This window comes from Limnothrix sp. FACHB-406 (assembly GCF_014698235.1).
Lineage (GTDB): Bacteria > Cyanobacteriota > Cyanobacteriia > CACIAM-69d > CACIAM-69d > CACIAM-69d.
The window spans coordinates 14,673-37,657 of record NZ_JACJSP010000005.1 but is presented as its reverse complement, the minus strand read 5'-3'; the positions used below and the strand labels follow the sequence as shown (position 1 = coordinate 37,657).

At 55.7% G+C, this 22,985-nt stretch carries 24 protein-coding genes and 1 tRNA gene; 8 read left to right on the top strand and 17 right to left on the bottom strand.

Translation table 11 applies throughout. The features are described 5' to 3' along the window. Positions 1-36: 36 nt before the first annotated feature. A complete protein-coding gene (locus tag H6G53_RS06855) occupies positions 37-711 on the bottom strand; it encodes a pentapeptide repeat-containing protein (RefSeq protein WP_190531647.1) in 675 nt (224 codons plus the stop codon). 46 nt (positions 712-757) lie between these two features. Then, the gene (locus H6G53_RS06850) at positions 758-2,080 is read right to left on the bottom strand and encodes a DICT sensory domain-containing protein (RefSeq protein ID WP_190353817.1); all 1,323 of its coding nucleotides are present in this window, start codon (positions 2,078-2,080) and stop codon (positions 758-760) included. Positions 2,081-2,135: 55 nt separating this feature from the next. On the opposite strand from H6G53_RS06850, the gene H6G53_RS06845 reads away from it, so the two are divergent. Then, positions 2,136-2,423 (top strand): hypothetical protein, encoded by a 288-nt coding sequence (locus tag H6G53_RS06845; protein WP_190353818.1) that lies wholly within the window; start codon positions 2,136-2,138, stop codon positions 2,421-2,423. A 633-nt stretch (positions 2,424-3,056) separates the two neighbouring features. On the opposite strand, the gene H6G53_RS06840 is transcribed toward H6G53_RS06845, so the two are convergent. The 3 genes from H6G53_RS06840 to H6G53_RS06830 form a co-directional block, all read right to left on the bottom strand. Next, on the bottom strand, positions 3,057-3,788 hold the full coding sequence (locus H6G53_RS06840) for a hypothetical protein (protein ID WP_190531645.1): 732 nt from the start codon (positions 3,786-3,788) through the stop codon (positions 3,057-3,059). A 794-nt stretch (positions 3,789-4,582) separates the two neighbouring features. Then, positions 4,583-4,726 (bottom strand): hypothetical protein, encoded by a 144-nt coding sequence (locus H6G53_RS06835; protein WP_190531643.1) that lies wholly within the window; start codon positions 4,724-4,726, stop codon positions 4,583-4,585. Further along, a complete protein-coding gene (locus tag H6G53_RS06830; RefSeq protein ID WP_099532031.1) occupies positions 4,719-5,189 on the bottom strand; it encodes a hypothetical protein in 471 nt (156 codons plus the stop codon). The genes H6G53_RS06835 and H6G53_RS06830 overlap by 8 nt, the downstream gene beginning before the upstream one ends. Before the next feature lie 336 nt (positions 5,190-5,525). On the opposite strand from H6G53_RS06830, the gene H6G53_RS06825 reads away from it, so the two are divergent. Further along, the gene (locus tag H6G53_RS06825; protein WP_158234332.1) at positions 5,526-6,413 is read left to right on the top strand and encodes a Tic22 family protein; all 888 of its coding nucleotides are present in this window, start codon (positions 5,526-5,528) and stop codon (positions 6,411-6,413) included. 161 nt (positions 6,414-6,574) lie between these two features. Further along, positions 6,575-7,354 carry a Tic22 family protein gene (locus H6G53_RS06820; RefSeq protein ID WP_190531641.1) on the top strand — a complete coding sequence of 260 codons (780 nt, stop codon included), beginning with the start codon at positions 6,575-6,577 and terminating at the stop codon, positions 7,352-7,354. A gap of 126 nt (positions 7,355-7,480) precedes the next feature. Here H6G53_RS06820 and petA read toward each other — a convergent pair whose 3' ends face one another. Together petA and petC are read right to left on the bottom strand one after the other, a co-directional pair. After that, the gene (petA, locus tag H6G53_RS06815; RefSeq protein ID WP_190531639.1) at positions 7,481-8,443 is read right to left on the bottom strand and encodes a cytochrome f; all 963 of its coding nucleotides are present in this window, start codon (positions 8,441-8,443) and stop codon (positions 7,481-7,483) included. Positions 8,444-8,495: 52 nt separating this feature from the next. Next, positions 8,496-9,035, bottom strand: coding sequence for a cytochrome b6-f complex iron-sulfur subunit (gene petC / locus H6G53_RS06810; RefSeq protein ID WP_190353823.1), 540 nt, complete (start codon positions 9,033-9,035; stop codon positions 8,496-8,498). A gap of 291 nt (positions 9,036-9,326) precedes the next feature. On the opposite strand from petC, the gene H6G53_RS06805 reads away from it, so the two are divergent. After that, entirely contained in the window at positions 9,327-9,644 is a 318-nt protein-coding gene (locus H6G53_RS06805) for a DUF3067 family protein (protein ID WP_099534508.1), read from the top strand. On the opposite strand, the gene ubiE is transcribed toward H6G53_RS06805, so the two are convergent. The 4 genes from ubiE to H6G53_RS06785 form a co-directional block, all read right to left on the bottom strand. Continuing rightward, positions 9,641-10,342 (bottom strand): bifunctional demethylmenaquinone methyltransferase/2-methoxy-6-polyprenyl-1,4-benzoquinol methylase UbiE, encoded by a 702-nt coding sequence (gene ubiE, locus H6G53_RS06800; RefSeq protein ID WP_190531637.1) that lies wholly within the window; start codon positions 10,340-10,342, stop codon positions 9,641-9,643. The genes H6G53_RS06805 and ubiE overlap by 4 nt on opposite strands. A gap of 205 nt (positions 10,343-10,547) precedes the next feature. Then, a complete protein-coding gene (locus H6G53_RS06795; protein WP_190531635.1) occupies positions 10,548-11,387 on the bottom strand; it encodes a prephenate/arogenate dehydrogenase in 840 nt (279 codons plus the stop codon). 91 nt (positions 11,388-11,478) lie between these two features. Next, complete coding sequence (psb34, locus tag H6G53_RS06790; RefSeq protein ID WP_143473129.1) at positions 11,479-11,649, bottom strand: photosystem II assembly protein Psb34; 171 nt, start codon at positions 11,647-11,649, stop codon at positions 11,479-11,481. A gap of 86 nt (positions 11,650-11,735) precedes the next feature. Next, entirely contained in the window at positions 11,736-12,596 is an 861-nt protein-coding gene (locus tag H6G53_RS06785) for a thiazole synthase (protein ID WP_190531633.1), read from the bottom strand. Between the two features lie 407 nt (positions 12,597-13,003). Here H6G53_RS06785 and nblR point away from each other — a divergent pair, with 407 nt between their 5' ends. Continuing rightward, positions 13,004-13,723 carry a response regulator transcription factor NblR gene (nblR, locus tag H6G53_RS06780; RefSeq protein ID WP_099534505.1) on the top strand — a complete coding sequence of 240 codons (720 nt, stop codon included), beginning with the start codon at positions 13,004-13,006 and terminating at the stop codon, positions 13,721-13,723. Positions 13,724-14,094: 371 nt separating this feature from the next. Here nblR and H6G53_RS06775 read toward each other — a convergent pair whose 3' ends face one another. The 6 genes from H6G53_RS06775 to H6G53_RS06750 form a co-directional block, all read right to left on the bottom strand. Then, positions 14,095-14,514 (bottom strand): peptidylprolyl isomerase, encoded by a 420-nt coding sequence (locus tag H6G53_RS06775; protein WP_099534504.1) that lies wholly within the window; start codon positions 14,512-14,514, stop codon positions 14,095-14,097. 262 nt (positions 14,515-14,776) lie between these two features. Further along, positions 14,777-15,514, bottom strand: coding sequence for an HAD-IA family hydrolase (locus H6G53_RS06770; RefSeq protein ID WP_190526133.1), 738 nt, complete (start codon positions 15,512-15,514; stop codon positions 14,777-14,779). A gap of 42 nt (positions 15,515-15,556) precedes the next feature. Further along, positions 15,557-16,747 (bottom strand): tRNA epoxyqueuosine(34) reductase QueG, encoded by a 1,191-nt coding sequence (gene queG / locus H6G53_RS06765; RefSeq protein WP_190531631.1) that lies wholly within the window; start codon positions 16,745-16,747, stop codon positions 15,557-15,559. Between the two features lie 193 nt (positions 16,748-16,940). Continuing rightward, a complete protein-coding gene (rnhA, locus tag H6G53_RS06760) occupies positions 16,941-17,852 on the bottom strand; it encodes a ribonuclease HI (protein WP_234407032.1) in 912 nt (303 codons plus the stop codon). Between the two features lie 561 nt (positions 17,853-18,413). Further along, positions 18,414-18,486: transfer RNA gene (locus H6G53_RS06755), tRNA-Phe, on the bottom strand. A gap of 107 nt (positions 18,487-18,593) precedes the next feature. Continuing rightward, positions 18,594-19,052: a PPC domain-containing protein gene (locus tag H6G53_RS06750; RefSeq protein ID WP_199309155.1), complete on the bottom strand. Its 459-nt coding sequence runs from the start codon at positions 19,050-19,052 to the stop codon at positions 18,594-18,596. 361 nt (positions 19,053-19,413) lie between these two features. On the opposite strand from H6G53_RS06750, the gene H6G53_RS06745 reads away from it, so the two are divergent. From H6G53_RS06745 to H6G53_RS06735, 3 genes are all read left to right on the top strand, one after another. Further along, positions 19,414-20,724 (top strand): peptidylprolyl isomerase, encoded by a 1,311-nt coding sequence (locus tag H6G53_RS06745; RefSeq protein ID WP_099534500.1) that lies wholly within the window; start codon positions 19,414-19,416, stop codon positions 20,722-20,724. A 301-nt stretch (positions 20,725-21,025) separates the two neighbouring features. Next, positions 21,026-21,436, top strand: coding sequence for a chorismate mutase (gene aroH / locus H6G53_RS06740; RefSeq protein WP_099534499.1), 411 nt, complete (start codon positions 21,026-21,028; stop codon positions 21,434-21,436). A gap of 35 nt (positions 21,437-21,471) precedes the next feature. Beyond that, positions 21,472-22,905 (top strand): MFS transporter, encoded by a 1,434-nt coding sequence (locus H6G53_RS06735; protein WP_190353967.1) that lies wholly within the window; start codon positions 21,472-21,474, stop codon positions 22,903-22,905. The last annotated feature ends 80 nt before the right edge of the window (positions 22,906-22,985 follow it).

Genomic DNA, 22,985 nt, shown 5'->3' with positions numbered 1-22,985 from the left:
TTGAAACCAACTGGGCCAGGGGCTAAATGCCCAGGTTCAGAGCTGCGGGGGTTCCGGCGGCAAATCCAGGGCGATCGCCCCTCGCTGGTTCACCCCCGTCACACGCGCTTCCAACCAGTTGGCACAAAGTCCGTAGGCATTGGTGAAATCAGCCCCCGCTAAATTAGCCCCCTGGCCGTTCACCTCTTCCAAATTGGCTCCGGTTAAGCTGGCTCCGGCCAAATCGGCCTGGCTTAAGTCCGCCCCCTGCAATTGGGCTTGGCTGAGGTTGGCTCCCCGCAAGTCGGCTCCTCGCAAGTCGGCTCCTCGCAAGTCGGCTCCGGCGAGGTTGGCCCCGCTCAGAACCGCCCCGATCGCCATGGCCCGAGTCAGGTTCGCCCCCATCAGGATCGCTCCCCGAAAATTAGCCCCCCGCAGATCCGCTTCCGCAAAATCCGCCTGGGTTAAATTGGCCCCAACCCAAATTCCCCGGGCGATCGCCCCAGTTGCTTGCAGTCCCACCCCATTCACACCCGAAAGCACCGCCCGGTTTAAGCAAGCGTGGCGCAGGTCTGCCCCAGTCAAAATAGCTCCCACCAACCGACTCTGACTCAGATCCGCCCTGGATAGCTGGGCCTCTTCCAAGTCCGCACCCGTCAGATCCCGATCGGCTAGCTGCAAAAGCTGACCATCGCGAATGGCATCCAAATCAAGCGGAGAAAGACTAGTCATAACACCGGTCAAACTGAAAGTGATGGAGTTGAGCAGGGGGAATTGCCTAGGAGATCGCCCCCTCATCCAACAGCCACAACCCCGAGGAAGCTCGCAGCGACATCTGTGGCAATTCCCAGCCCTGTTGCAATCCCTGGGCCAACAGGGTCAAAGCCTCCAAAAGCTTTGGATCCCAGCGTCCTGACTGATCGCGGTAGTGCTGCAAAATTTCGTTCGGTTGCTCACCGCCCGATCGACGGTGCTGGAAGTCGGCACAAAGGGCCACCAATCGCGACTCCAGCGGAATAGCATCCCCCGCCAACCCCGAAGGCTGCCCGGAGCCGTCCCAATGCTCCGTTAAATGGTTCAAGATGTGGGCGATCGGGCGCAAGCGCGGCATCACTCGCAACACCTGCACCGCACTGAGATCGCAGCAATCGGCAGATGGGTCAGCCAGCCCTTCACGCCAAACGGCGGGCCAACGGCCCAGGCGATGGAGCGCGGCGGCCAATCGCATTCGTTTGAGTTGGGCCGCTGGCAAATCCAGCAATTGCCCGATCGCCTCCGTCAGCGCCGCCACTTCCGCCGCCGATCCAGAATTTTGCCCATCGGACAGTTCCAGCAGTTCCGCTAATCGCAAAAACGCCTGTAATTCGTTGGAAACCAGGTTTTGATCCAGAGGGGCCCCCACTTCAAACCCCAATTGCCCCGGTTGCAACTCCGGGTGGCGATGTTGATGGGTGGCTTGCAAGTAGTTCACCACCTGCTGGGTAATGGTTAACCAGTCTTCTCCTGGGGCCGTGGCCTGCTCTTGGGCCACCGCTGCCAATTGCCGTTGGAGCTGTTCTGCGAGGGCTGGTTGATAGCGAGCCACCCGTTCCACCAGCAAGGCCGCACCGCGATCGACCCACTGGGGCACAAAAGTCCACAAGCCATAGAACTTACGCTCTAAGTCCGACTGGGGCGGCCCTTCGGGGCCATAGTCCGCCGCCGTCAATTCCTGGCAAAGCACCATGGCACAGTAGGACGGCGACACGATGGTTAAGTGCCATTCTTGGGCGACCGGATCCGTGGGACTGAGGGGCACGATCGCCACGTTCGATCGCTGACTGGTGGGATGTTCTGCAAATCCCGCATCCGGCGCAGCTAGAATCACAATCTGGCGCGATCGATCTGCCAACTGCCCATAGCGATCGGCCTCTTGCAAATACCACTTACCCAGTTGAAATGCCGCCAGCACCACCGGCCGGCCCTGGGACTGGGCGATCGCATCTTCCAAGGCATGGCACAGGGCCACAAGCGTATTTTTGTAATAGACCCCCAAGTGGAGCGTTGCCCCGTCCACCCGGGCCAAATCCGTTAATTGCTTCAGAATCGATTCAGGTAACACAAGCGATTAACTACAAGCGAGGGATGAGGGCGATCGAAATTGGGGCGATCGTGCAATGGCGGCATTACCAGCCCAACAGTCCTTCATTCTCGCCTATTTCCAGGCCCCGGCTTGCGGCCAACCGCAAAGAACCACCATCACCCCATTGCCATCTTGGCCTCATCATCATCAGAATTTCCGCCCAATAGCAGCGATCTCCGCGTTCGATCGCTTGCCGGACTTTCGCAACTTTTTTAAAGATTTGATGAAGACGGTAGCCAAAAACTTGTCGAATCCCCTGCTCCTAGGGAATAATCAGGACAGCAACTCAGGCGAGAGAACACAGATGCTGACGCTCTCTTGAGTTTGTCTTTGCTCTCAACCTCTGTCTTGGATAACTGGCGAGCAGCCCCAGGGTGCATTCGCAGTTTTAGCTCAGCTTTACCTGAAACCTTAATCGTTAGGGTAGGTCAACGCAGGGAGCCGCCAAGCAACGCTTGATGAGTTACGGGGGGTAACTCACTAGCCGGTGGTTCCACGGAAGCCTGATTTGAGCAAGATTTCGATAAAAAAAATCGGAATCGCGAGGGGGGAAGGCGACTCCGAATTCGTCTACGTCTTTTGGGAGGAAAACTTGAGGGCTACTTGAACGTGGCCCTTTGGCTTTCGCTCTAACTGGATATTAGCATTTCACGAAGCAAAAGTTTAGTCTTCTTGTAGAATTTTTACCAATTCTGGGTGAGATACGGGCCGAAAAGCTTCCCAATCACCGGAATTGGGGTTTTCTAACCTGAAAATTGGAACAACCAGCCAGGGAGCGCAATCCGGCTCGGTGATCCGGAGCAGAGCATTGAAATAAGTCCTTGGACGCAGATCGGGGATGACGCGGGGGAGTGATGAGACACCCCCAGCCGCGTGCCTCCACGATCGTTGATGATTGGCGAGTGCCTCAAGATACTTTTCGGGCATCTCCTCAGTTCGGCGTTGGCGATTCAGCTTAGGGAGCCGGTGAACCTTGGGGCCTGGGAACTGAGGTGGTGCTCAAGACTTTTTGAGTTTTTAGATCCAACTCTGCCACATTCAGCATTTGGTCACGGGTGTAAAACACCGAAAGGCGCTGATCTTTCACCCCCGATGCGCCGTGAAACTCGTCCACATTCTCAATCAACAATGCAAAGCGCTCACCGTTGGCATCGGAAATCGCCAGGGTTTTGCGATCCTTTTCGGTCAGGCGGCGATCTTGGTTGCTGTCGGTTGTAATGACTAGATAAACGAACCCAACTGGCGTTGTGGTCGGAGGATCCGTGGGCTGGACGGGAGCGGCTAAAAGCTTTTCATCCACCCAAATCAGTCCCCGATCGGGTGGTTTGAGCCAATAGGTTTGACGTGTCAGCTCGTTAAAAAAGAGATAGTTCTGTAGGGAATCTGCCTCTTTGGAATAGGAAGAGTTGGCAAATCCACGGCTTTGTTCATAATCCTGGGTTAGGTGCAGCGGTGCGCGTAAGGTATTGGTTCCCTCGATTCGCGCAAAATTTCCCAATCGGGTTCGGGTTTCAATCGATTGGGTTTGGTCAATGTTCATCACCTGCGAAGCTGAGTGCGATCGCGCGTTGTGCAGCAGCATTGAGATCAGGGCTAATCCCATCACACCCAGAGAGAGCAAACCACCCAACAGGATCAGGACTGCATTCACACGCCAGATTTGGACAAAGACTTGTCGAAGTTTCATAGACAGCAGGCGCAATGATAATAGGCGCAATAGTTAGAATTAGTTGATTGAATTGGCATTGCGTTAGTGCCAAGTTAGCCTGCACTCCAGTCAGCCAACTCAGCCGATCGAGTGCTAGATATGAATCCAGTTTAGAAACCCGGTTCAGAAAGCCAGTTCAAGTTCCCAATCAAAATTCTATAGACCATTCAAGCGCTGATGATTCCGGTGTCGGCCACTTTGCGGCGCGATCGCTCATCGGGGCATGATCAATGGTTAATTGTTAATTTTTGATTATCCATCGAAAATTGTTCAAATCTCAGGCCGTTTTCTCTAGTTCAGCAGTTCACCAAAAATTGTTTAAATCAAGTCTAATTAATTATCAACCAGCTCGAATTAAATTCAAAACAACCTATTGCAGTCTAGAAATTTTTCCTGTCAATTAGGCTTGCAGAAAATAGCAATAAAAAATCCCCCAACGGAGGATTCTGTCATAACAGGTCAGTCCAGATTCCAAAGCATTCATGCAATCTGGGAGGTTACATGATACTTAGTCGCGAAACAGCCGAATGATGGAAAACACGATGCTCAGAAACCAGCTTCAACAACTGACTCATTGACTTTCAATTTGCCTCAAACCATGCACCTGACTTTCGCCCCTGAGCATGACTGGGGAGTGAGACAGCGTTACCATGATGAAGCTCGATCGATCCCAATGAGGCAGTTGCTCCGGGTCATCTCAACTCGTCACCACAATTCAAACAACCAGAGGTCAGAAATCACTAAACTCGCGCTAAATTAACCTTCAGCCAACCCTAAACCAACGCTGAACCAGTAATGAAAAGATTCGATCGATTGAGATCATCTTTGTCTCTGGATTGATCAATCTCTGGATTGATCAAATATTGTTGGTCAGTTTTGCCAGTTAGGTTGTCGAATTTAGCCACGCCTTTAGCCACGACGTTCATCACCACGGCGTGGGGGATCTTGATTGCTAACCGCGCGGGCCACGACCAAGAGGGCTTGGGATGAGTCTTGATCATGAGCAGAGGTTGCCTGAGCGACCAACGGGGCAGCATTTTGGATCACGCCTGCCGCTGTGATGGTCACAACCCCAGTGGCGATCGCTGCACCTACGCGGGCGAACAGGGACGGCTTGGTAGGGGAAATGTGCATTTGAGTCATACAACCTCGTGCAATATTGAGAGTCTCTAGTCCTTCTTTCGGTTGACCTTTCGCATTTCGGGAAAACTGCAACCGATCGCTCTGAAACTGACAATAGAAGGTCTCAAAACCAGCACGAGGATTGGCATTTTCACTTTCGCAACTGAGCTTCAGACTTTGATTGATCCGGATCAGTTCATAAATTGACCTTGAGCACAGTAACGTTGCGCTCTCAAGGGTTTGGAACGTTTCAGCCATTCCAGAAGGGATGGTGCTAAGCGGGGCAATTTAGAAACTGGCACGAATACTTCGCGAAATTTTTAAAAATCTTCAGCTTTAACAAGAGGTCGTATTATGAGATGGCAATTCCATCGAGACTCCAAGCCCGATCGCCCCGAACAGGCTGACACTGGCGCGTAAACGTTTTTCATCACCAGACGCTCTGGCACTGTTGAGGGTGAAAGCGTGCAAACGACAGCGTTAAATCACTATCGACTTGGGATCAGCTCGTTTGGGTATCTAACTCGCTTCATTTAGACAGCCAGCCAGTGCATTCACCCGGGCTGTCGCTTTCCGAGACTCAGGAGGCTTTTCGTGAAATCGTTGTTTTCTCGCGCTTCAGCCGCAACCCTGGCCGCCGTGAGCGCGGTGCTGGGATCGATGGTCTGTTTCCCTTCGATCGTGCAGGCCCTGAGCACCGATGAAATTGTGCGGCGCTTGGATGTGGTGCCGTTGTTTTCCGTCACCCAAGAAAATGGCCAGCCCATTTTGGTGTTCCCCAAGCAACAGAACCAACCGGCCGCCGAACCCAAACCGGCTGATGGCGCAATTTTGCACTTTGTGGATCCGGAGGATGTGCGGGCTTTTGCGAATCGCGTCCAAAGCGAAGCGCCACCTGAATCCCGCAAAGTTAGCTTGGCTCTGTTGACGCTGGGCCAGTTCTATCGGATGTGGACGGAGGCTCAAAATAAGCCAGAAATGCCCGACTTGGTGGTCACCCCCAGCAAGGAAGATGTGGAAGCGGCGATCGCGATTTTGAAGCAACAGGGCCAGTCCGTTGAGCAATTTGCGGGGATTCCGTTGTTTTATGCGGTAGATCCCCAAGCGGAGGATGCGCCTCTGACGCTGCGGGCAGACAATCGCGAAGTGGTGCCGTTTTTCTTCAGCAAGCGAGACTTGCAAGCGATGCTGGATGATTACAAACAGCGTCAACCAGACATCATCAACCGGGCCCAACTGCGGGTCTTTACGCTGGATGGACTGATTGAGGAGCTGAAAAAGGCCACGGATCCTAACTCGTTAGTGGGCAGTGTGCGCTTGATTCCGTCCTCTTCGGCAGCGGCGTTTTATATGCGGGCCATGCGATCGAACCAACCCGGTCAGCCCAATGGTCAGGGTGCTGGGCAGTCGGGTGCTCGCCCTGCCACTCCGGCTCCCGCGAGCGGGGCTGCTGGGTTGGGAGGACAACCGGCTAATCGCTAATCGCACCCGCTAATCATCACACCCGCTAAATGGTGTGCAAAACCGACCGGGGCAATTAGCGCACTGGTCGGTTTTGATTTTGGAAAGTGGGTTAGCTCCTAGACTGGTTTGGGAATCGCCCTGGGCATGGAACCAGGCGCATGAACGGTTTGATCAACAGGATGGAATGGACGATGGTGAGTTTGGGATTGCGAGAGCGTTGGCAGTCAGTGCGATCGAACTGGCGGCACTTGGCTGGAGGCTGGGCGATCGGCTCCCTGGCTTGGTTGGCCGCGATCGGCCCCTTGGCAGCGCTGCCCCCGGAGGAAATTGCCCGCAAATTAGAAGCCGTGCCGGTTTTTGCCCTCACCGATGCCCAAGGTACGCCCGCCCTGATTGATGTGGGAAATGCCGATGGCCAGCGCACAACGGTGGCTCGGATGTTTTTGAACCCGCAAGATGCCCAAGAGTGGCTGAAGCGACTGCAAGCGGGAGCCGTGAGTTCATCCAGCGAATTACGGGTCAATGCCATTCCCCTGTCGGCAATCTATGAGCTGTTGCAGAAACCATCCACCGAATATCAATTGCAACTAATCCCTGATTTGGAAGAGGTGAAATTAGCCCGGGAACTGTTGGCATTAAATCAACAACCGCCGGAAAAATTGCAGGGAATTCCACTATTTTTGGTCACCGCAAGCGATGGGTCAGCCCCCACCTATGTCACGGTCGATCGGGATGGAACGGAAGAAATTCGCTTTTATATGGATCGGGCCCAAGCGGAAGTGGTGGCCAAAACCTTTGCGGAACAAAATCCCGAGCTAGCCGCCACCGTTCAAATTCAGGTGGTGGATTTTGATGAGTTTCTTTCGGTTCTTTCGGAGCGGGAAGATGAGTGGCTATCGCGGGTGCGGATTATCCCTTCCCAAAATGCCCAGGCGTTTTTTGAAACCATGGGCAACTAGGCTGTTTTTGAAATCCCAATCAAGCTTGAACCGTTGATTAACCCCAAAACAAAGCCCCCACTCATGAACTGAGCAGGGGCTTTGCGATCGGGCAATGAAGGCACGAAGGAACCTAGGCAGCAAATCCTAGAAGTTCATTTCGGCGGCTTGTACCTTCTCCACCTGTTTCTTCTTCAGCACCAACAGAATTTGGGTGATCATCACCGCCACAAACAGGGCCAGCAGACCCAGGACGCGGTTGGGATCTTGCAGCACGATTTCCGTATCGGTTTGGCCAAAGCCGCCCACGTTCGGATCGTTGGTGATTGCTTGACCAGCCGTCACCACATCGCCTTCCTTGACGATCGGTTGCGGGCCAGCGGGGATGGCATCTTCCACCGTCGAGCCATCTTCCTTGGTGATGCTCACGCGGTAGCCACCGTCATCGGTCTTGGCGATCGAGCCGATCGTGCCAGCCGCCGAAGCGTTGTAAACCGTGTTGTTGCTCTTGTCGCCCGTGGGGTAAACCTGGCCGCGGCCACGGTTGCCACCCACATGCACCGCGTACTTGCCGAACTTGATCGCCTTGTCCTCAGCGGGGTTAGGCGACAGCACGGGGAACACGATTTCTTGGTATTGATCGCCGGGCAGCGGCCCCACGATCACCACGTTATCTTGACCTTCTGCGTAGGACTGGTAGAACAGGCCTTCGGTCTTTTCCTTCAGTTCTTCAGGAATCCGGTCTTCGGGCGCAATCTTGAAGCCGTCGGGCAGCATCAACACCGCACCCACGTTCAGAGGGCCGGGTTCACCCGTGCCGGTCACTTGCTGCACGCTGGTGTCGTAGGGGATTTTCACCACGGCTTCAAACACGGTGTCGGGCAGTACCGATTGGGGCACTTCCACGATCGTTTCCTTCTTGGCCAGGTGACAGTTGGCGCAAACGATCCGGCCCGTGGCTTCCCGGGGGGTTGCCGGAGCCACTTGTTGGGCCCAGAACGGATAGGCCATGGCAGCCTGGGGAGCTACGAAGTCGCCACCGATCAACAGGGCGATCGCGGCGATCGCGGCGATCGCACCGCGAGTCAAAACCTTGAAAGCAGTCTTCATGAGTTGTCTAAAAAGTACGGTCAGCCGCGATATTGATGAGCAATTGTAGAAATTACGACCACCAGGGTTCTTCGCCGGTGCGGAAGTCGGTTTCCGGCCAGGGGCTGAGGCTCACGTTGTCGTCATCAACCGATACGTGGGCCAAGGCGAGGGACAGGGGCGCGGGGCCGCGGACAACTTTGCCTTCGTTGTTGTACTGGGAACCGTGGCAAGGGCAAATAAATTTATTGGCGCTGGCGTTCCAGGGCACCACGCAGCCCAGGTGGGTGCAAACGGCGTTCAGACCGTAGTCGGCGATCGCCTCTTTGCTGTTGACGATCAGATAGGTGGGGTCGCCCTTGAGGCCTTGTACCAACACCCGATCTCCCACGTTGTGCTCGGCCAGGAACGAGCTGAGTTTAACGCTGTTGCCCAGAGCATCCTTAGCCGCTACGCCGCCACCAGTACCACCGGTCGAAGGAGGAATGAAGTAGCGCACAACGGGGTACAGCGCGCCCAGGGCGATACCCGTTGCCGAGCCAAAGGTCAGAAAATTCATGAACTGGCGGCGACCCATGCTGGGTACGTCCGCAGGGCTGGAAGCTTGAGCCATAATGCCTACTCGCGTGCCTTCTCTTGGGGGTTCTATAACGAATCTTAAAGATTGTATGACTGCAAGGGTGGGGTTTGAACGGGTCAAACAAAGCCACCGCAATTGCTAGGGTATTATTGCATCTCTCGGGCCAGGCGATCGCGTTGCTGAGGGGCGATCGGGCGGTCGTAACAGATCCGTATAAAACTTCATATTGCGTTACAAATAATCATGAATGGTAGGGTCAGGTTTGCAACCTGTCCTGACGGCCAGGCCCCTGCTTTTTAATCATCACCATCACTCGATCGCGCCATGACTGGTCAGGACTTACACCAATGGATTGTGGACAAGTGGGGCTTTTCCTACGATGTGCAAGTCCGCAAAATCAAAGACAAAATTTTTGTGCAGGTGATGTGGCGCTACCTGGAACAGATGTCGTTTCCGATGACGGAAGCGGAATATTTTGAGCATCTGTCCACGGTGGCCACCTACATCCAAGGCTGGGGCGCGGCGGAACAGGTGCGATCGTTTATTGAAACCACCAAAAACCGGCCCCGGCAGGGCAAGGCCGTGAGCATCCCGATCGACCTGGGCGATCGCGCCTCCGAGTGGCTACTGGATCTGCCCTAGGGCTTGGTTGCCACCAACACGCCCATCAAGCCGCCCACCAAGGGATAGTGCCGCACCGATCGAAAGCCGATCGCCTGGGCCCGCTGCACCTGCTCGCGCCCCACGGGGAACCGCTGCAAACTGGGCAGGATGTATTCATATTCAGCCGTTGCGCCAAATTGCTGGGCGACGGGAACCACCAGCCGATCGAGATAGAGTTGCTGAAATTGCTGGGCGATCGCGCTGTCGGGCCGATGGAAATCCAAAGCCGCCAAGGTCGCGCCGGTTTTCAGAACGCGATATAGCTCCCGCAGGGCTTGGTCAAAGTCGGTCACATTCCGCAAGCCATAGCCCACCGTGGCGCAGTCAAACTCCCGATCGGCAAAGGGCAAATTCAGCGCGTCCGCTTCCACCCAGGCGATCGGGGCCAACAGCCGAAACCCTTGGGGCCGCTCCCGAGCGAGATCGAGCATTTGCGCTGAAAAGTCCGCCCCCACCACCTGACCGCCCGGGCCCACCGCCGCCGCCAACCGCAGGGCCAAGTCACCGCTGCCACAACAGAGATCCAACGCGCGATCGCCGGGTTTTGCGCCGCTCCATTTCACGGTCATCTGTTTCCAAACCCGATGCAGCCCCAAACTCAACCAATCGTTGAGATCGTCATAAACAGGCGCAATCCGGTTAAAGATGCCTTGAACGCGATCGGCGGAAGCAGTCATAGGAACCCGAAAAATCCAAAAATTATGGTTGTCTTGAATCGTTTTAAAAAAAGGGAAATCAACCCCCAATTCCCGTAGGGGCGCACCGATGTGCGCCCTCGATCGATTGAGCCGCAATTACTGAGGGCGCAAGCGTTGCGCCCCTACCAGATTGAATTGAATTGATCGAGGGCGCAAGCGTTGCGCCCCTACCAGGTTGGGTTGCTTAATCGACAAAGGCCGATCGCGCCTGTTGGGTTTGTTCATAGCAGGTCTGGAGTGCGGCCCAGTCCTGTTGATCGATCACCCCGATGATCTGATCCAGTTGATCACGATAGCGCTGGAGCGATCGCAGCAATTCCGGCCGGTTGAATTGGGCCATCATTACCCCCAGTTCTGGATTGCCACCGCCGACCCGGCTGGTGTCCCGAAATCCCGAACTAGCCAAGGATTGAGCCAATGCCAGGGTTTCGGGATCTGGTTCCGCCCCGCAGGCCGCAATCAGGCTGGCGCTAATCGCCACGGGCAAATGGGAAATCCAAGCCACGGCCCGATCGTGTTGTTCCGGGGTGCAGCGGTACAGGGTCGATCGCAAATCCTGGGCGATCGCCGTGACCCGGGCGATCGCCTCGGTGGGGGTGCGATCGGTGGGTGTAATCGCAAAGGGGCGACCCACAAACAAGTCCGGTAGAGCCGCTTCAATGCCGCTGTCCGCCGTGCCCGCCATGGGATGGGCCCCGACAAAGTTGGGCCACAGGGGTTCGATCGCCTGGACGATCGCCTGTTTCACCGACCCCACATCGGTCAACACCGTGTGGGGGCTGAGGTGGGGAATCAGTTGGCGCACCGTCGGTTCGATCGCCCCGATCGGCGTACACAACACCACCAAATCGGCTTCGGCCAGCAGCGACAAGTCACAACCCGCCTGATCGGCAATGCCCAGCTCGATCGCCCGGGCCGCCGTTGCCGGTCGCCGCGCCACCCCCAGAATTTCGTGCCCCAAGGGCCGCAAGGCCAAGCCCAGCGACCCACCAATCAACCCCAAGCCAACCACACCAACCTTCATAGCTCCCCAGTCCCAAAACAATGGGGCACGGCACGGCCGCACCCCAACCCCACAGCAGTCTTGATGATCCGGATAATTCGGTGGTTGGCCCCTAGGACACCACAAAGGCGATCGCCATCACCCCGAGCACCAATCCCAGACCCAGAGCGCCCAAAACCACATAGTTCCGCTTTTCCGTTGAAGAGGGCGTGTCAGCGGTATACATCTTCGGTTCTTTGGCGAAATTATTCAGGCGACCGCCATCTTCCGTGGTGTAAGGCATTTGTTACAGTCCTTTGCAATTGTTAGCAACACAGCATTAATTCGCCACTGTAACAAACATCGACCGGCCCCGGTCAAGAGTCATCCTTAGCTGTTGGTCACCAAACCGGTCAGGGGTGAGCTAGCGCTAGCCAATCCCTTCACCGGAATTCGCCCGGCTAGATAGCCCAACCGACCGGCCGCCGTACCCAGGGCCATGGCGCGGGCCATGGCGGCGGGGTTTTGGGCCTGGGCGATCGCGGTGTTAATCAACACGGCCGAAGCGCCCAACTCCATCGCCTGGGTGGCTTCGCTGGGCGTGCCAATCCCCGCATCCACCACCACGGGAACCTTGGCGTTTTCCACAATGATTTGGATATTGGCGGCGTTTTTCAGGCCCTGGCCCGACCCGATCGGGGAACCCAAGGGCATCACGGTGGCGCAGCCCGCCTCTTCCAAATGCTTGGCCAAGAGCGGGTCGGCGTTGATGTAGGGCAATACGGCAAAGCCTTCTTTCACCAACTGTTCGGCGGCCCGCAAGGTTTCGATCGGGTCGGGCAGCAGGTATTTCAAATCGGGGATCACTTCCAACTTCACAAAGTTGTTGTCCTCTTGGCCCAGCAGCTTGGCCATCTCGCGCCCCAGCCGCGCCACCCGAATCGCCTCATCGGCCGTCTGACAGCCGGCTGTGTTGGGCAGCATCCAAATTTTTGACCAGTCGATCGCCTCGGCCAACCCCTCATGACCCGGGGCTTGGGTCTGCACCCGGCGCACGGCCACGGTCACAATTTCGCAGTCACTCGCGGCAATGCAGGTCTGCATTTGCTCGATGCTGCGATATTTACCCGTGCCGGTCATCAGGCGCGATCGAAAGGTGCGACCGGCGATCGTCAGGGGCAAGTCAGACACCAAATCAGTGGGGATCCAATCTTGGGCCGCAAGCGTCGGTGCATTGGAAATCTGCGTCATGGGAAATCCTGGCTGGAAATAAGCTGAGAGGGCGAACCCCTATTGTCTAACCAGTCGGACGCTCAAGGGGGTGGGATTTTTCGATCGGCTGGGGGCAGTCCTCGCGATCGTTGCGATCGCTCAATGATCGCCCTGCGCCATCTCTTTGAATCCTGCGGGCGCTGAAGTTGAACGAAAACCGGAGTACGATCGAATCGAGCCAAATCTGTTTTGCTGGATGCTTAACTTCAGCGAACCATCGGCCAATGATGTGCAGATTTTGGATGCTGCTTAATCCAGAAATTGCCCTTCAATTGCCCTTCCTATGGTTATCTTTGGAGTTTAAATTATCTTTGTTTTGGTCTTGTTTGCCTTGAGCTTGACTGTTTGGATTTTGACTGATTGTTGCTGTTTTCTTGTCGCGTCCTATGGCCGGAACTGAATCCTCGATCGCCCCACCCACTAGCACGCTCAACGCTCCGATCTTGCTCGTGGAAAGTGATGATTCGATCCTCGATCGGGCCATGACGGATCTCAAAAACGCCGGGTATGCCGTCGCCACGGCCAAGGATGCCCAAGCCGGTTTGACCTATGCGCGAGACTTGCCCGTCTCCCTGATTGTGGTCGATCGGCTGTTGGTTCCCGGCGAATCGGGGTTGTGGCTATGCAATCAACTGCGGGAGTTGGGGAACGTGGCCCCCGTGTTGTTGATCATGGCCCGCGATGAAGTGGAAGACCGGGCCGCTTGCCTGGAAGCCGGGGCCGATGACTATTTGCTCAAGCCCTACCGCAGTGAAAAATTACTGGAATTGGTGCGGCTTTATCTACGCCCCACGGAAACGGGCACACCTCTGTTGCACTTTGCTGATTTGGCCCTAGATCTCGATCGCCGCACGGCCATCCGCAACGGCCACACGATCGCCCTAACCATGAAGGAATTTGAGCTATTGCGCTACCTAATGGAAAACCCGCGCGAAGTGCTCACCCGCGAGCAAATTCTCGAAAATGTTTGGGGCTACGACTTCATGGGCGAATCAAACATCATCGAAGTCTATGTGCGCTATTTGCGTCTAAAGCTCGAAGACGAAAGCCAAAAGCGCCTGATCCAAACTGTGCGCGGCGTGGGCTATGTGCTCCGAGAAACCTAGGCGATCGCCCCTCAGTCTCAGCCCCTCAAAACAATAGACCTCTTGCACAAATTAACCCCTTCTGATCAAGATGGGCTAATTAACGATCATTTCGTAGGTTGGCTTGAGGTACGAAACCCAACAGCAGCAAGGCTTGCAGTGATCGAGTTGGGTTTCGCAAAGCTCAACCCAACCTACGGAACAACCCAGTGTTTGAGTGTTTTTCAGTCAATCAGGGATCTGGGAGCGGGATTTGGGATGAGGTTCTTGATTGATGCAAGAGGTCTAAAGACAAGGGGCTGAAGCCCCTTACCCTCGCGATTTTGCAACACCAGAATCAAGGGTTGAAGACCCTCATTTTGAATCCTGGTTTTTGATTCTGGAGTTAGAGCCTAGTGCTCAATTTTCACGGACAGAATCTTGTCATTGGCACGAATTGCATTCACCACATCCATGTCCTCCGTGCGACCAAACACCGTATGCACGCCGTCCAAGTGCGACTGGGGCGAATGGCAAATGAAGAATTGGCTGCCACCCGTGTCGCGACCGGCATGGGCCATCGACAGGCTCCCCGCCATGTGCTTGTTCGAATTAATTTCGCACTTGATCGTGTAGCCCGGGCCACCACGACCATCACCATTGGGACAGCCACCTTGGATCACAAAATTGGGGATTACGCGGTGGAAGGTCAGACCATCGTAAAAGCCCTTTTCCGACAGATCCACGAAGTTTTTCACCGTGTTGGGAGCATCATTATCGAACAGCTCGATATGAATCGTGCCCTTGGCGGTTTCCATAATGGCGCGCGTCATGCGGTTGCCCCTTGTGTAGTCAGTTGAGATTGTTAGGTTGAATTCCTGGTGACGCGATGCTGGAAATGGGCAATCACAACAAGGTAGCCCACAGTCCGCCACTGTCGCCAAAGAATGCTGTCTGAGTTTACCGCTGCCGGGGAATTTCGATCCCCATACAAGGATTAATCTCTGCTTAATTCACCGTTATTTGACCGTTGATTAAACCTATGCATTCATGCCCGATCGCCCCGGGAATTAACGCTGCATTCGCCCAGCTCGTTTAGGCATGAGTTTGGGATTTTTCCGAGGCCGCAGCGGTCGATCGCACCCAAGTTAACAGCTCCTGAGGATGCTGAAACAGCATATCCGGCTGGCTGTTGCGCAACGCTCGTTCAGAATTAAACCCCCAAGCCACGGAAAGGCTGACCACGCCCGATCGCCTGGCCGCTTCCACATCCCTTGTTTCGTCGCCCACGTAGGCAACGGCTTCGCGCTGAAGGCCGGCCTGCCGCCGCACCCGCGAGATGGCGCGATCTTTGCTGAACAGACGCAAACTGGCATCAATCCAGGTGAAATAGTGCCGCCAGCCCATCAGGGTGAGGAATCGATCGACCGTCGATCGCTGGTTGGAAGTCACAATCCCCAGCCGGTAGCCCGCCGATCGCAGTTCTCGCAACACGTCCTCAATGCCCTGAATGGGCTGGAGGCGATGCAAATCGGCCTGGAGTTCCCGTTTCAGGCAATAGATCAGCCAAGGGCGCTGCCAAGGGGGCACATTGCTGTTTTGCAGCACCATGCGGGAATCACAATCCCGCAGTCGGGCAATTCGTTCCGGGGTCAAACGGGGATAGCCAAAGCGTCCCGAGAGGCGATCAAGAATTTCAACCACCGCCTGAAAGGAGTCTGCCAACGTGCCATCAAAGTCGAACAAAATTAACCGCAAGTGCTGAGGATCAACCGATGCAGCACTGGTGGGCAAGGACTGCGGCCCGCCGGCCGCCGCCGTAGACGCAAGCACGTGATGGGCGTTCAAGGATGAGACTCAGAATCCAGTTGGGGATCAATGGTAGGGATCGATGGGGCGATCGGGAGGGAGATCGGCCGATCGGGGCAGGGACTGCGACGAAGCTTGAAACGAAACATTCGGGTCTAATTTCAGACTAGCACGGGCGTTTCGTCGCCACATCGCAGGCTTAATGCGTCGTAAAGCGGATCCCCGGAAGGCTTGATCCCAAGCCTCATCGCTGAGCTGAGCAAGCTGATCCAAGCGCGGAGCCACCACCCCCGATCGCGGTCGAAAGTCTTCAATATCCGTCGGCTGGGCAAATCGTTGATTCCAGGGGCAAACATCTTGGCAAATGTCGCAGCCCGCAACCCAACCCTGAAGGTTCTCGGCAATTTCCGAAGGCAGGGTCTCCGCGCGGTTCTCAATCGTGTGGTAGGCAATGCAACGGTTAGCATCCACCACAAACGGCTCGGGAATCGCCCCCGTGGGGCAAGCCTCCAGACAACGGGTACAAGTGCCGCAATGGCTGGTATGTGGGCGATCGGGCAATAATTCCAGCGTGGTGAACAGCTCCCCCAAAAACACCCAGGAACCATACTGGCGCGTAATTAAATTGCCATTTTTGCCAATCCACCCCAAACCCGCCTCCTGGGCCCAGGCCTTGTCCTGCACCGGGCTGCTGTCCACGGCCCAGCGGCTCTGTGCTCGGGGATCCAACGTCACTAACCACTGAGCCAGAGCCTTCAGGCGGGTTTCCAAAACTCGGTGGTAATCCCGCCCCCAGGCATAGCGGGCAATTTTGCCAAATTGGGGCTGGTCAAGTTCGGGCTGGTTAAGTTCGGGCTGAGCTGGGGCAGGCTCGATCGCTGACTCAGCTTGGGAAGAGGATGGGTCTAAGGGTCGCTGTTCGAGGGGCCGCTGCTCAAGGGGCCGCTGTTCAGGGCTGTAGTAATTCAGGGCAACGCAAATGACCGATCGCGCCTCGGGCATAAATTCTCGCGCATCAAATCGCTTGGGAGCCGCCATCCATTTCATTTCGGCGGCAAACCCGCGATCGAGCCAGTGTTGGAGGGCTGATACGGCCGATGGTAAGGGTGGGTACTCTGAGCTTATAGCTGCTATTCCCACCTGATGAAACCCCAGGGCGAGAGCTTTCGTTTTCACTTGGTATGTGTTTCGGCGAGCGATCGCCACTGGGGAAGACCCGCCCACAGCAGGGTCATACTCCAATGCGGTTGTGTCCATCGCGATTGGCTCACAAGACACGGCAGAGTAGTTGAGAGCCGGTCATGAACGATTGGTGCAAAAGACTGCGAGGGATCGTCATGGAGGGCGGTGCGGTTACTGCAAACGAGATGTGTTTGGTTACTCGGGTTGAGGATGCTAAAGCGGATCAGCGCCTCAGCGTCCTTAGACTTGAACTAGCCAAGCACCTCGTTTAGTCATCTTCGAGGATCCGTTCCAATTGCCACAGAATTTGGTTGCCCTCACGTCGCACGCGAGTCACAATCCAGTTCCGCCAGACCCAGTTTTCACCCCGACTGGTCACGGCACTGGCGTTAACGTCCATCAGATCAGCCAATTCCGAGCTGGCAATCAGATATCCTCGATCGGCGACCTCATCCGCAATGCGCAGGGTTTCGATCAAGTTGCGCAATTGACCCACACGCACGTCGCGCAGATCGGCATCCGTTGGCGCGATCGCCAGTTGATCCAAAACAGGTTCAGACATGGTTTCAGGTATAGCTGCTATCGAGACTGTAGTTGTGTCTGAAGCATCGAGATGGGATTTGCTCGCAGGCTCCGATTCCGGAAACTCCGAGCGATCGAAAATCTCTAGCTTCAATTGATCTAATTTAGGCGATCGGCCGGCCGCAAAAACGCGGGCAATTTCATCACATCGTTCATTTCCCGCCTCGCCCGAGTGGCCGCGCACGTATTCCCAGCGCACAGCGGGATTGTTCAAAGCATCCAGACGCTCCCAAAGATCTCGATTGAGCACCGGTTGCCCGCTGGCAGTTTTCCAGCCTTTTCGTCGCCAGTTTCGCACCCACTCTGTAATCCCTTTAATAACGTACTGACTGTCCGTTAGTAAAGTGATTGACTCGCCCTGGCCGTATTGATGCCAGAATTGCAGCGCTTCAATGGCGGCTTGCATTTCCATCCGGTTATTAGTTGTGTTGGAAGTACCTCCACCCAATTCATGACAAGAGCTATTTGAAAATCGCACTAAAACACCCCAACCGCCGGGCCCTGGATTACCAGAGCAAGCCCCATCAGTGTAGATACGCGAAATCTGGTGTGAGTCGATCGACCGTGGGGGCATGGAGGCGATGGGAGAGGGTGTCATTGTTAGTGGTGGGGCCGTTGGCAATCAATTGTTATATTTTTATGACTTTGCTGGCTGGAAACCCTAATGGCTCTGGGTTTTTCTCAATATCCCTACTAAGCCTTGCTCAACCTTGCTGAGTCTAAAGCACTCAATCTGGTCGCGTTCTTGAGTGGGTGTTGATGGATCCCGGTCGATCGAGCAGCAGCAGGGGGACTCTAGAATGCACGTTTTCAAAGTGCATGTTTTCAAGGTGAACATTTTGCCATGCACATTTTGCCAAAAACCTTTTGATCACCCGATCGGCCTTTGGCTCTCAACCTGTTCAAGATTTAGAGGCAAGTGGGAAACAACCGCTCACGCCCAGCCCGGCAACCGCAACATTCAGCATCAGCAGACCGCTTGGTCTTTCACTCTGTTGCCGTTCATTCTTGGTTGTTAGGCTGCGATCAATCGTTGACCCTATTACCTGATCAGGGCTATTGCCCTACTCATATCTTAGTCGTTGAGGAGACAACAGGGATCGAAAGATAACACTCAAGATAGAAGAATCTATGAGCGTAATTTTTGATTTTTCAGTAATGCCAGGAGGCGGACTTGAACCGCCGACACGAGGATTTTCAGTCCTCTGCTCTACCGGCTGAGCTATCCCGGCTAGGGTTTTTAGGCGCTGCTGTTTTCAGCGCCTAAATAAATTAGCAAACTTGATCAGGATTGGCAAGGGATTCGCTAATTTTTTTGGAAGAACCAGCTTTCTAACACCTATTGGATCGGTTGCAGGCGGGTGACCTTGAGCTTGAAGGGGCCGCCAACAGCTTTGCCAAAGGTTTGAACCCGCACCACATATTCGCCTGTGTTCTGAATGCTGGTGAAAATCAGGGAGTTCGTGCCGCTGTCGGGGCCGTCGTCGTTCTCGGCAACGCTGGAACCGTCATCGGCAATGAGCATCAGGACGGTATCGAAGCTGTCGGAGCTGGCGGTGATTTCAACCCGATCGCCTGCCGTGAGCGAAATTTTATAGTCCCGGGCAAATCCCCCTTGGCCGGTGGGAATGTCCTTGGTCGATAGGGTGTCGTTCAACTCGCTGCTGCTGGAAATCGTGCCCGGTTGATAGGTCGGGCTGGCTTGGGCGATCGCCCCGCCACTGCCGGCCGTGACCAGGGCGATCGCGCCCATCATTCCCACCACACCACGCCGCTGCAAAAAAGACCAAAAAAGCATGAAATCACCGTCCCAAGGGCATCGCTCCGATTATAGCCAGTCCGATTGAGAATCCCAGTTCCGGAGCCAACCCGATCACCCTGAATCTGCGGATTAAGCCGAGCGATCGCCCGGCTCCGAAACTCTGGCTAGTTCGATTACGTCACCGATCTAGCGGCAGCCAGACCCCTGCTCCGGAAAAGCAGCCCAAACAGTCCCAACGATTTCTGAACGGCCAAAAACCTGGGAGAGGTTGCCAAAACCTTGCCCAAACGTTCCCGGTTCGGAACCCTTGGCGGTTGAATTTTTGATTGGCTGAAAACTCAGGGCCTGGACTTGCCTGATATTTTGGTTTTGAAGCAACCCAACCGATTTTGCGAATATGGCTCCTGCGGCTCGTTTAAATGGTTCCGCCACCGTAATCATGCTGGTGAACGGTCAGTCCGTCGAAATGGCGATCGATGGGGCCAACGCCCCCGTCACAGCCGGCAATTTTGTGGACTTGGTGGAGCGGGGATTTTATGACGGCATTTCGTTTCACCGCGTGGTGCGATCGCCCGATCCCTTTGTGGTGCAAGCGGGAGATCCGGCGAGCAAAGATCCCAACGTGCCGCTCAGCAGCTTGGGAACGGGCGGGTTCATTGACCCAGACACCAACCAAGCCCGCAGCATTCCCCTCGAAATCAAAGTTCAGGGCGCAACGGAACCGATCTATAGCCAAACCACCACTCAGCCGGTGGCCTTGCCCCACAAGCAAGGAACCCTGGCCATGGCCCGGGCCCAATCGCCCGATTCCGGTTCTTCGCAGTTCTACATTGCCCTGAAGGAATTGCCGTTTTTGGATGGTAATTACGCCACCTTTGGCCAGGTAACCCAAGGGTTTTCGGCGGTGGATGCGATCCAAGCGGGCGATCGCATCACGGCAGCCAAGGTGGTGGATGGAGTTTTGCCGGGCCGAACTTCGGTGGTGCTGACGGATGCAACCCGCTTGAACACTGCGCACAATTTTCTGAACCGGGCTGACCTGCCCCGCCAATTCACCTTCCTCACAGAAGCGGCAGAAACCGTGACCCTGACGGCGACCCAAAGCCAAACCACTCCCAGCGGCGTGCGGGGGTTGGGGGGCGATGACGTGATCACCGGCTCCAGTGCGGCGGATATTGTCTGGGGTGATGCGGGCAATGATTCGCTCTTCGGTGGCGACGGAGATGATTATCTGCGCGGCATTGATGGCAATGACTTGATCAACGGTGACGGGGGCAACGACTTCCTCAACGGCAATCAGGGCAACGATACGGTCAATGGCGGCGCGGGTGATGATTTTGTGCGCGGCGGCCAGGGCGATGATGTGCTGCTGGGGGGCGATGGTAACGATGTCCTTTGTGGTGACTTTGGGGCTGATACGTTAACCGGCGGCGCGGGGGCCGATACGTTCCTGCTGCGCACTGATACGGCGATCGGGATTCGGGCAGCGGCGGATTTGGTGGTGGATTTCAGTGCGGCTCAGGGCGATCGAATCGGCATTGTCGGTTCCGTGAGCTTGGAGCAACTGACGCTGCAAAATCAGGGCGGCTCCACGGTGCTGCAATTGCCCACGGGTCAGACCTTGGCCACCATCACCGGAGCCACTCCCGATTTGGTGCGATCGGCTCTTGTGGCCGTCAGCGCCAGTGATGCGGTCATGCGCCTATAGGCTCCCTCAGGCTCAAAAACACGATCTAGCTCAGGCTTGGGGTCAGCATTTTCAAACATATCTGGCGAATCGCAGAGCGTGCCGCATTGCCCTAGCCCGGCCTCGCAGTCGATTTTCAGGCGGTTTTAGGTGTTGTTTCTCGGCTTGATTCTGCACAGTAGAGATGCAACCCCAACTGAGCTATAACTAGCTATTAATCAGTCACTAATCAGTCACGAGTGACTGATGCTTGGGCGATCGCCACGACAGGCCAAGCCCAATCGTGACATTCACCCTCATATTCGATCGGGAGGACAGGAACGTGGGTTGGCGAGTCCGGGCCATTCGAGGAGCAACTACCGCAACCGAAAACACCATTGAAGCCATTCGGGAGGCGGTTCATGAGCTACTCGACGCTTTGGAAACCCACAATCGTCTGGAGATGGATGAGGTGGTGAGCGTCACCTTTTCGGTGACCCGTGACCTGGATGCCGTGTTTCCCGCCAAGATTGCCCGCGAGCGGCCCAACTGGCAAAACGTGCCCCTGATGGATGTGCAGCAAATGCATGTGGATGGCAGTTTGCCCCAATGCATTCGACTGCTCGTGCATTTCAACACCCCTGACCCGATCGCTCGGATTCATCATCCCTATCTCCGAGGAGCCAAGCACCTACGCCCCGATTGGGTTTCAGCCCAAGAAGTGCGCCAAAAGGAACTGATCGTTAACTCCTAATTCTTTCAGGGGTTAAGCTAGCGGCAGTTTTGAGACTGAGACCTGTGACTGCTGAGCGTGCTTCTATTCCCGATCGGTTAACCTTCCCAGCCAAGCTGGCCTATGGGGCCGGCGACGCAGGCCCCGCCATCACCGCCAACCTGCTTGTCTTTTTGCAGTTGGCATTTTTAACCGATGTGGCCGGGTTGCCCGCCGGGTTAGCTGGCTCGGTGCTGATGGTGAGCAAAATTGGCGATGCCATCAACGACCCAATCATTGGCGTAATGAGCGATCGCACCCGCTCCCGTTGGGGTCGTCGATATTCCTGGATGCTCTGGGGGGCGATTCCCTTCGGCATTCTCTTTTTCTTGCAGTGGCTGGTGCCGCCGGGCAACACCTGGCTGCTCTATGGCTACTACGTGGTCTTGGGACTGCTGTTCAATATTGCCTACACGGCGGTGAACTTACCCTACACAGCCCTCACCGCTGAGCTAACGGATGACTATGACGAACGCACCAGCCTCAACAGCTTCCGGTTTGCCTTCTCGATCGGGGGCAGTCTTCTCTCGCTGATCTTGGGCAAGGTCGTTGCCGATCAAATTCCCGACCCCGTTTGGCAATACATCTGGCTAGCCGCCATTTGCACCCTGTTTTCTGTGTTGCCCATTCTCTGGTGCGTCGTGGGCACATTTCGGTATGGCATGGCCGCCGAACGCCGCTGCGCCGAACGCAATGAAACCGCCCCCAGCTTGGGTCTGAAACAACAACTGGCGATCGTCTTTCAGAATCGCCCCTTCCTCTACGTCATTGGGATCTATCTCTGTTCCTGGCTGGCTGTGCAACTCACCGCCTCCATCCTGCCCTACTTCGTGGTGAGCTACATGGGGCTACAGCAAGCAGATTTCTTCATGGTCGCGATCGGGGTGCAGCTCACCGCCTTTGCCATGTTGTTTGTGTGGAGTGCCCTCAGCCGCCGTTGGGGCAAACGGGGAGTCTACTTCGCGGGCATGAGCCTTTGGATCATTGCCCAAGCGGGTTTGTTATTGCTGCAACCGGGGCAAACGGGCTTGCTGTACCTGTTGGCCGTGATGGCTGGCGTTGGGGTCTCCACGGCTTATCTAGTCCCTTGGTCGATGCTGCCGGATGTGATTGAGCTGGATGAGCTAACCACTGGGCAACGTCGGGAAGGTGTGTTCTATGCCTTCATGGTCTTTTTGCAAAAGTTGGGGTTGGCTCTGGCGCTTTGGCTGGTGGGGATTGCGCTGGAAGTGGCTGGTTATGTGCCCACAGCCGCCGGAGGCACGCCGGCCAACCAACCGGCCTCAGCCCTGTTGGCCATTCGGCTGGCGATCGGCCCCTTGCCCACGGCAGCCTTGATTGGCGGCTTGGTTTTGGCTTATTTCTACCCCATTACCCGCGACATCCACGCGGAAATTCTGCTGAAGCTGGCCGAGCGCAAACGTGCCAATCAACAGGCCAGTCAGGACTAGGCAAGCGCTAGGCAAGGATCCATCCCCCGGGGCGATCGCCCCCGTTCCTCTGCCTTGCGAACCCGGTTCAAAAAAATTCA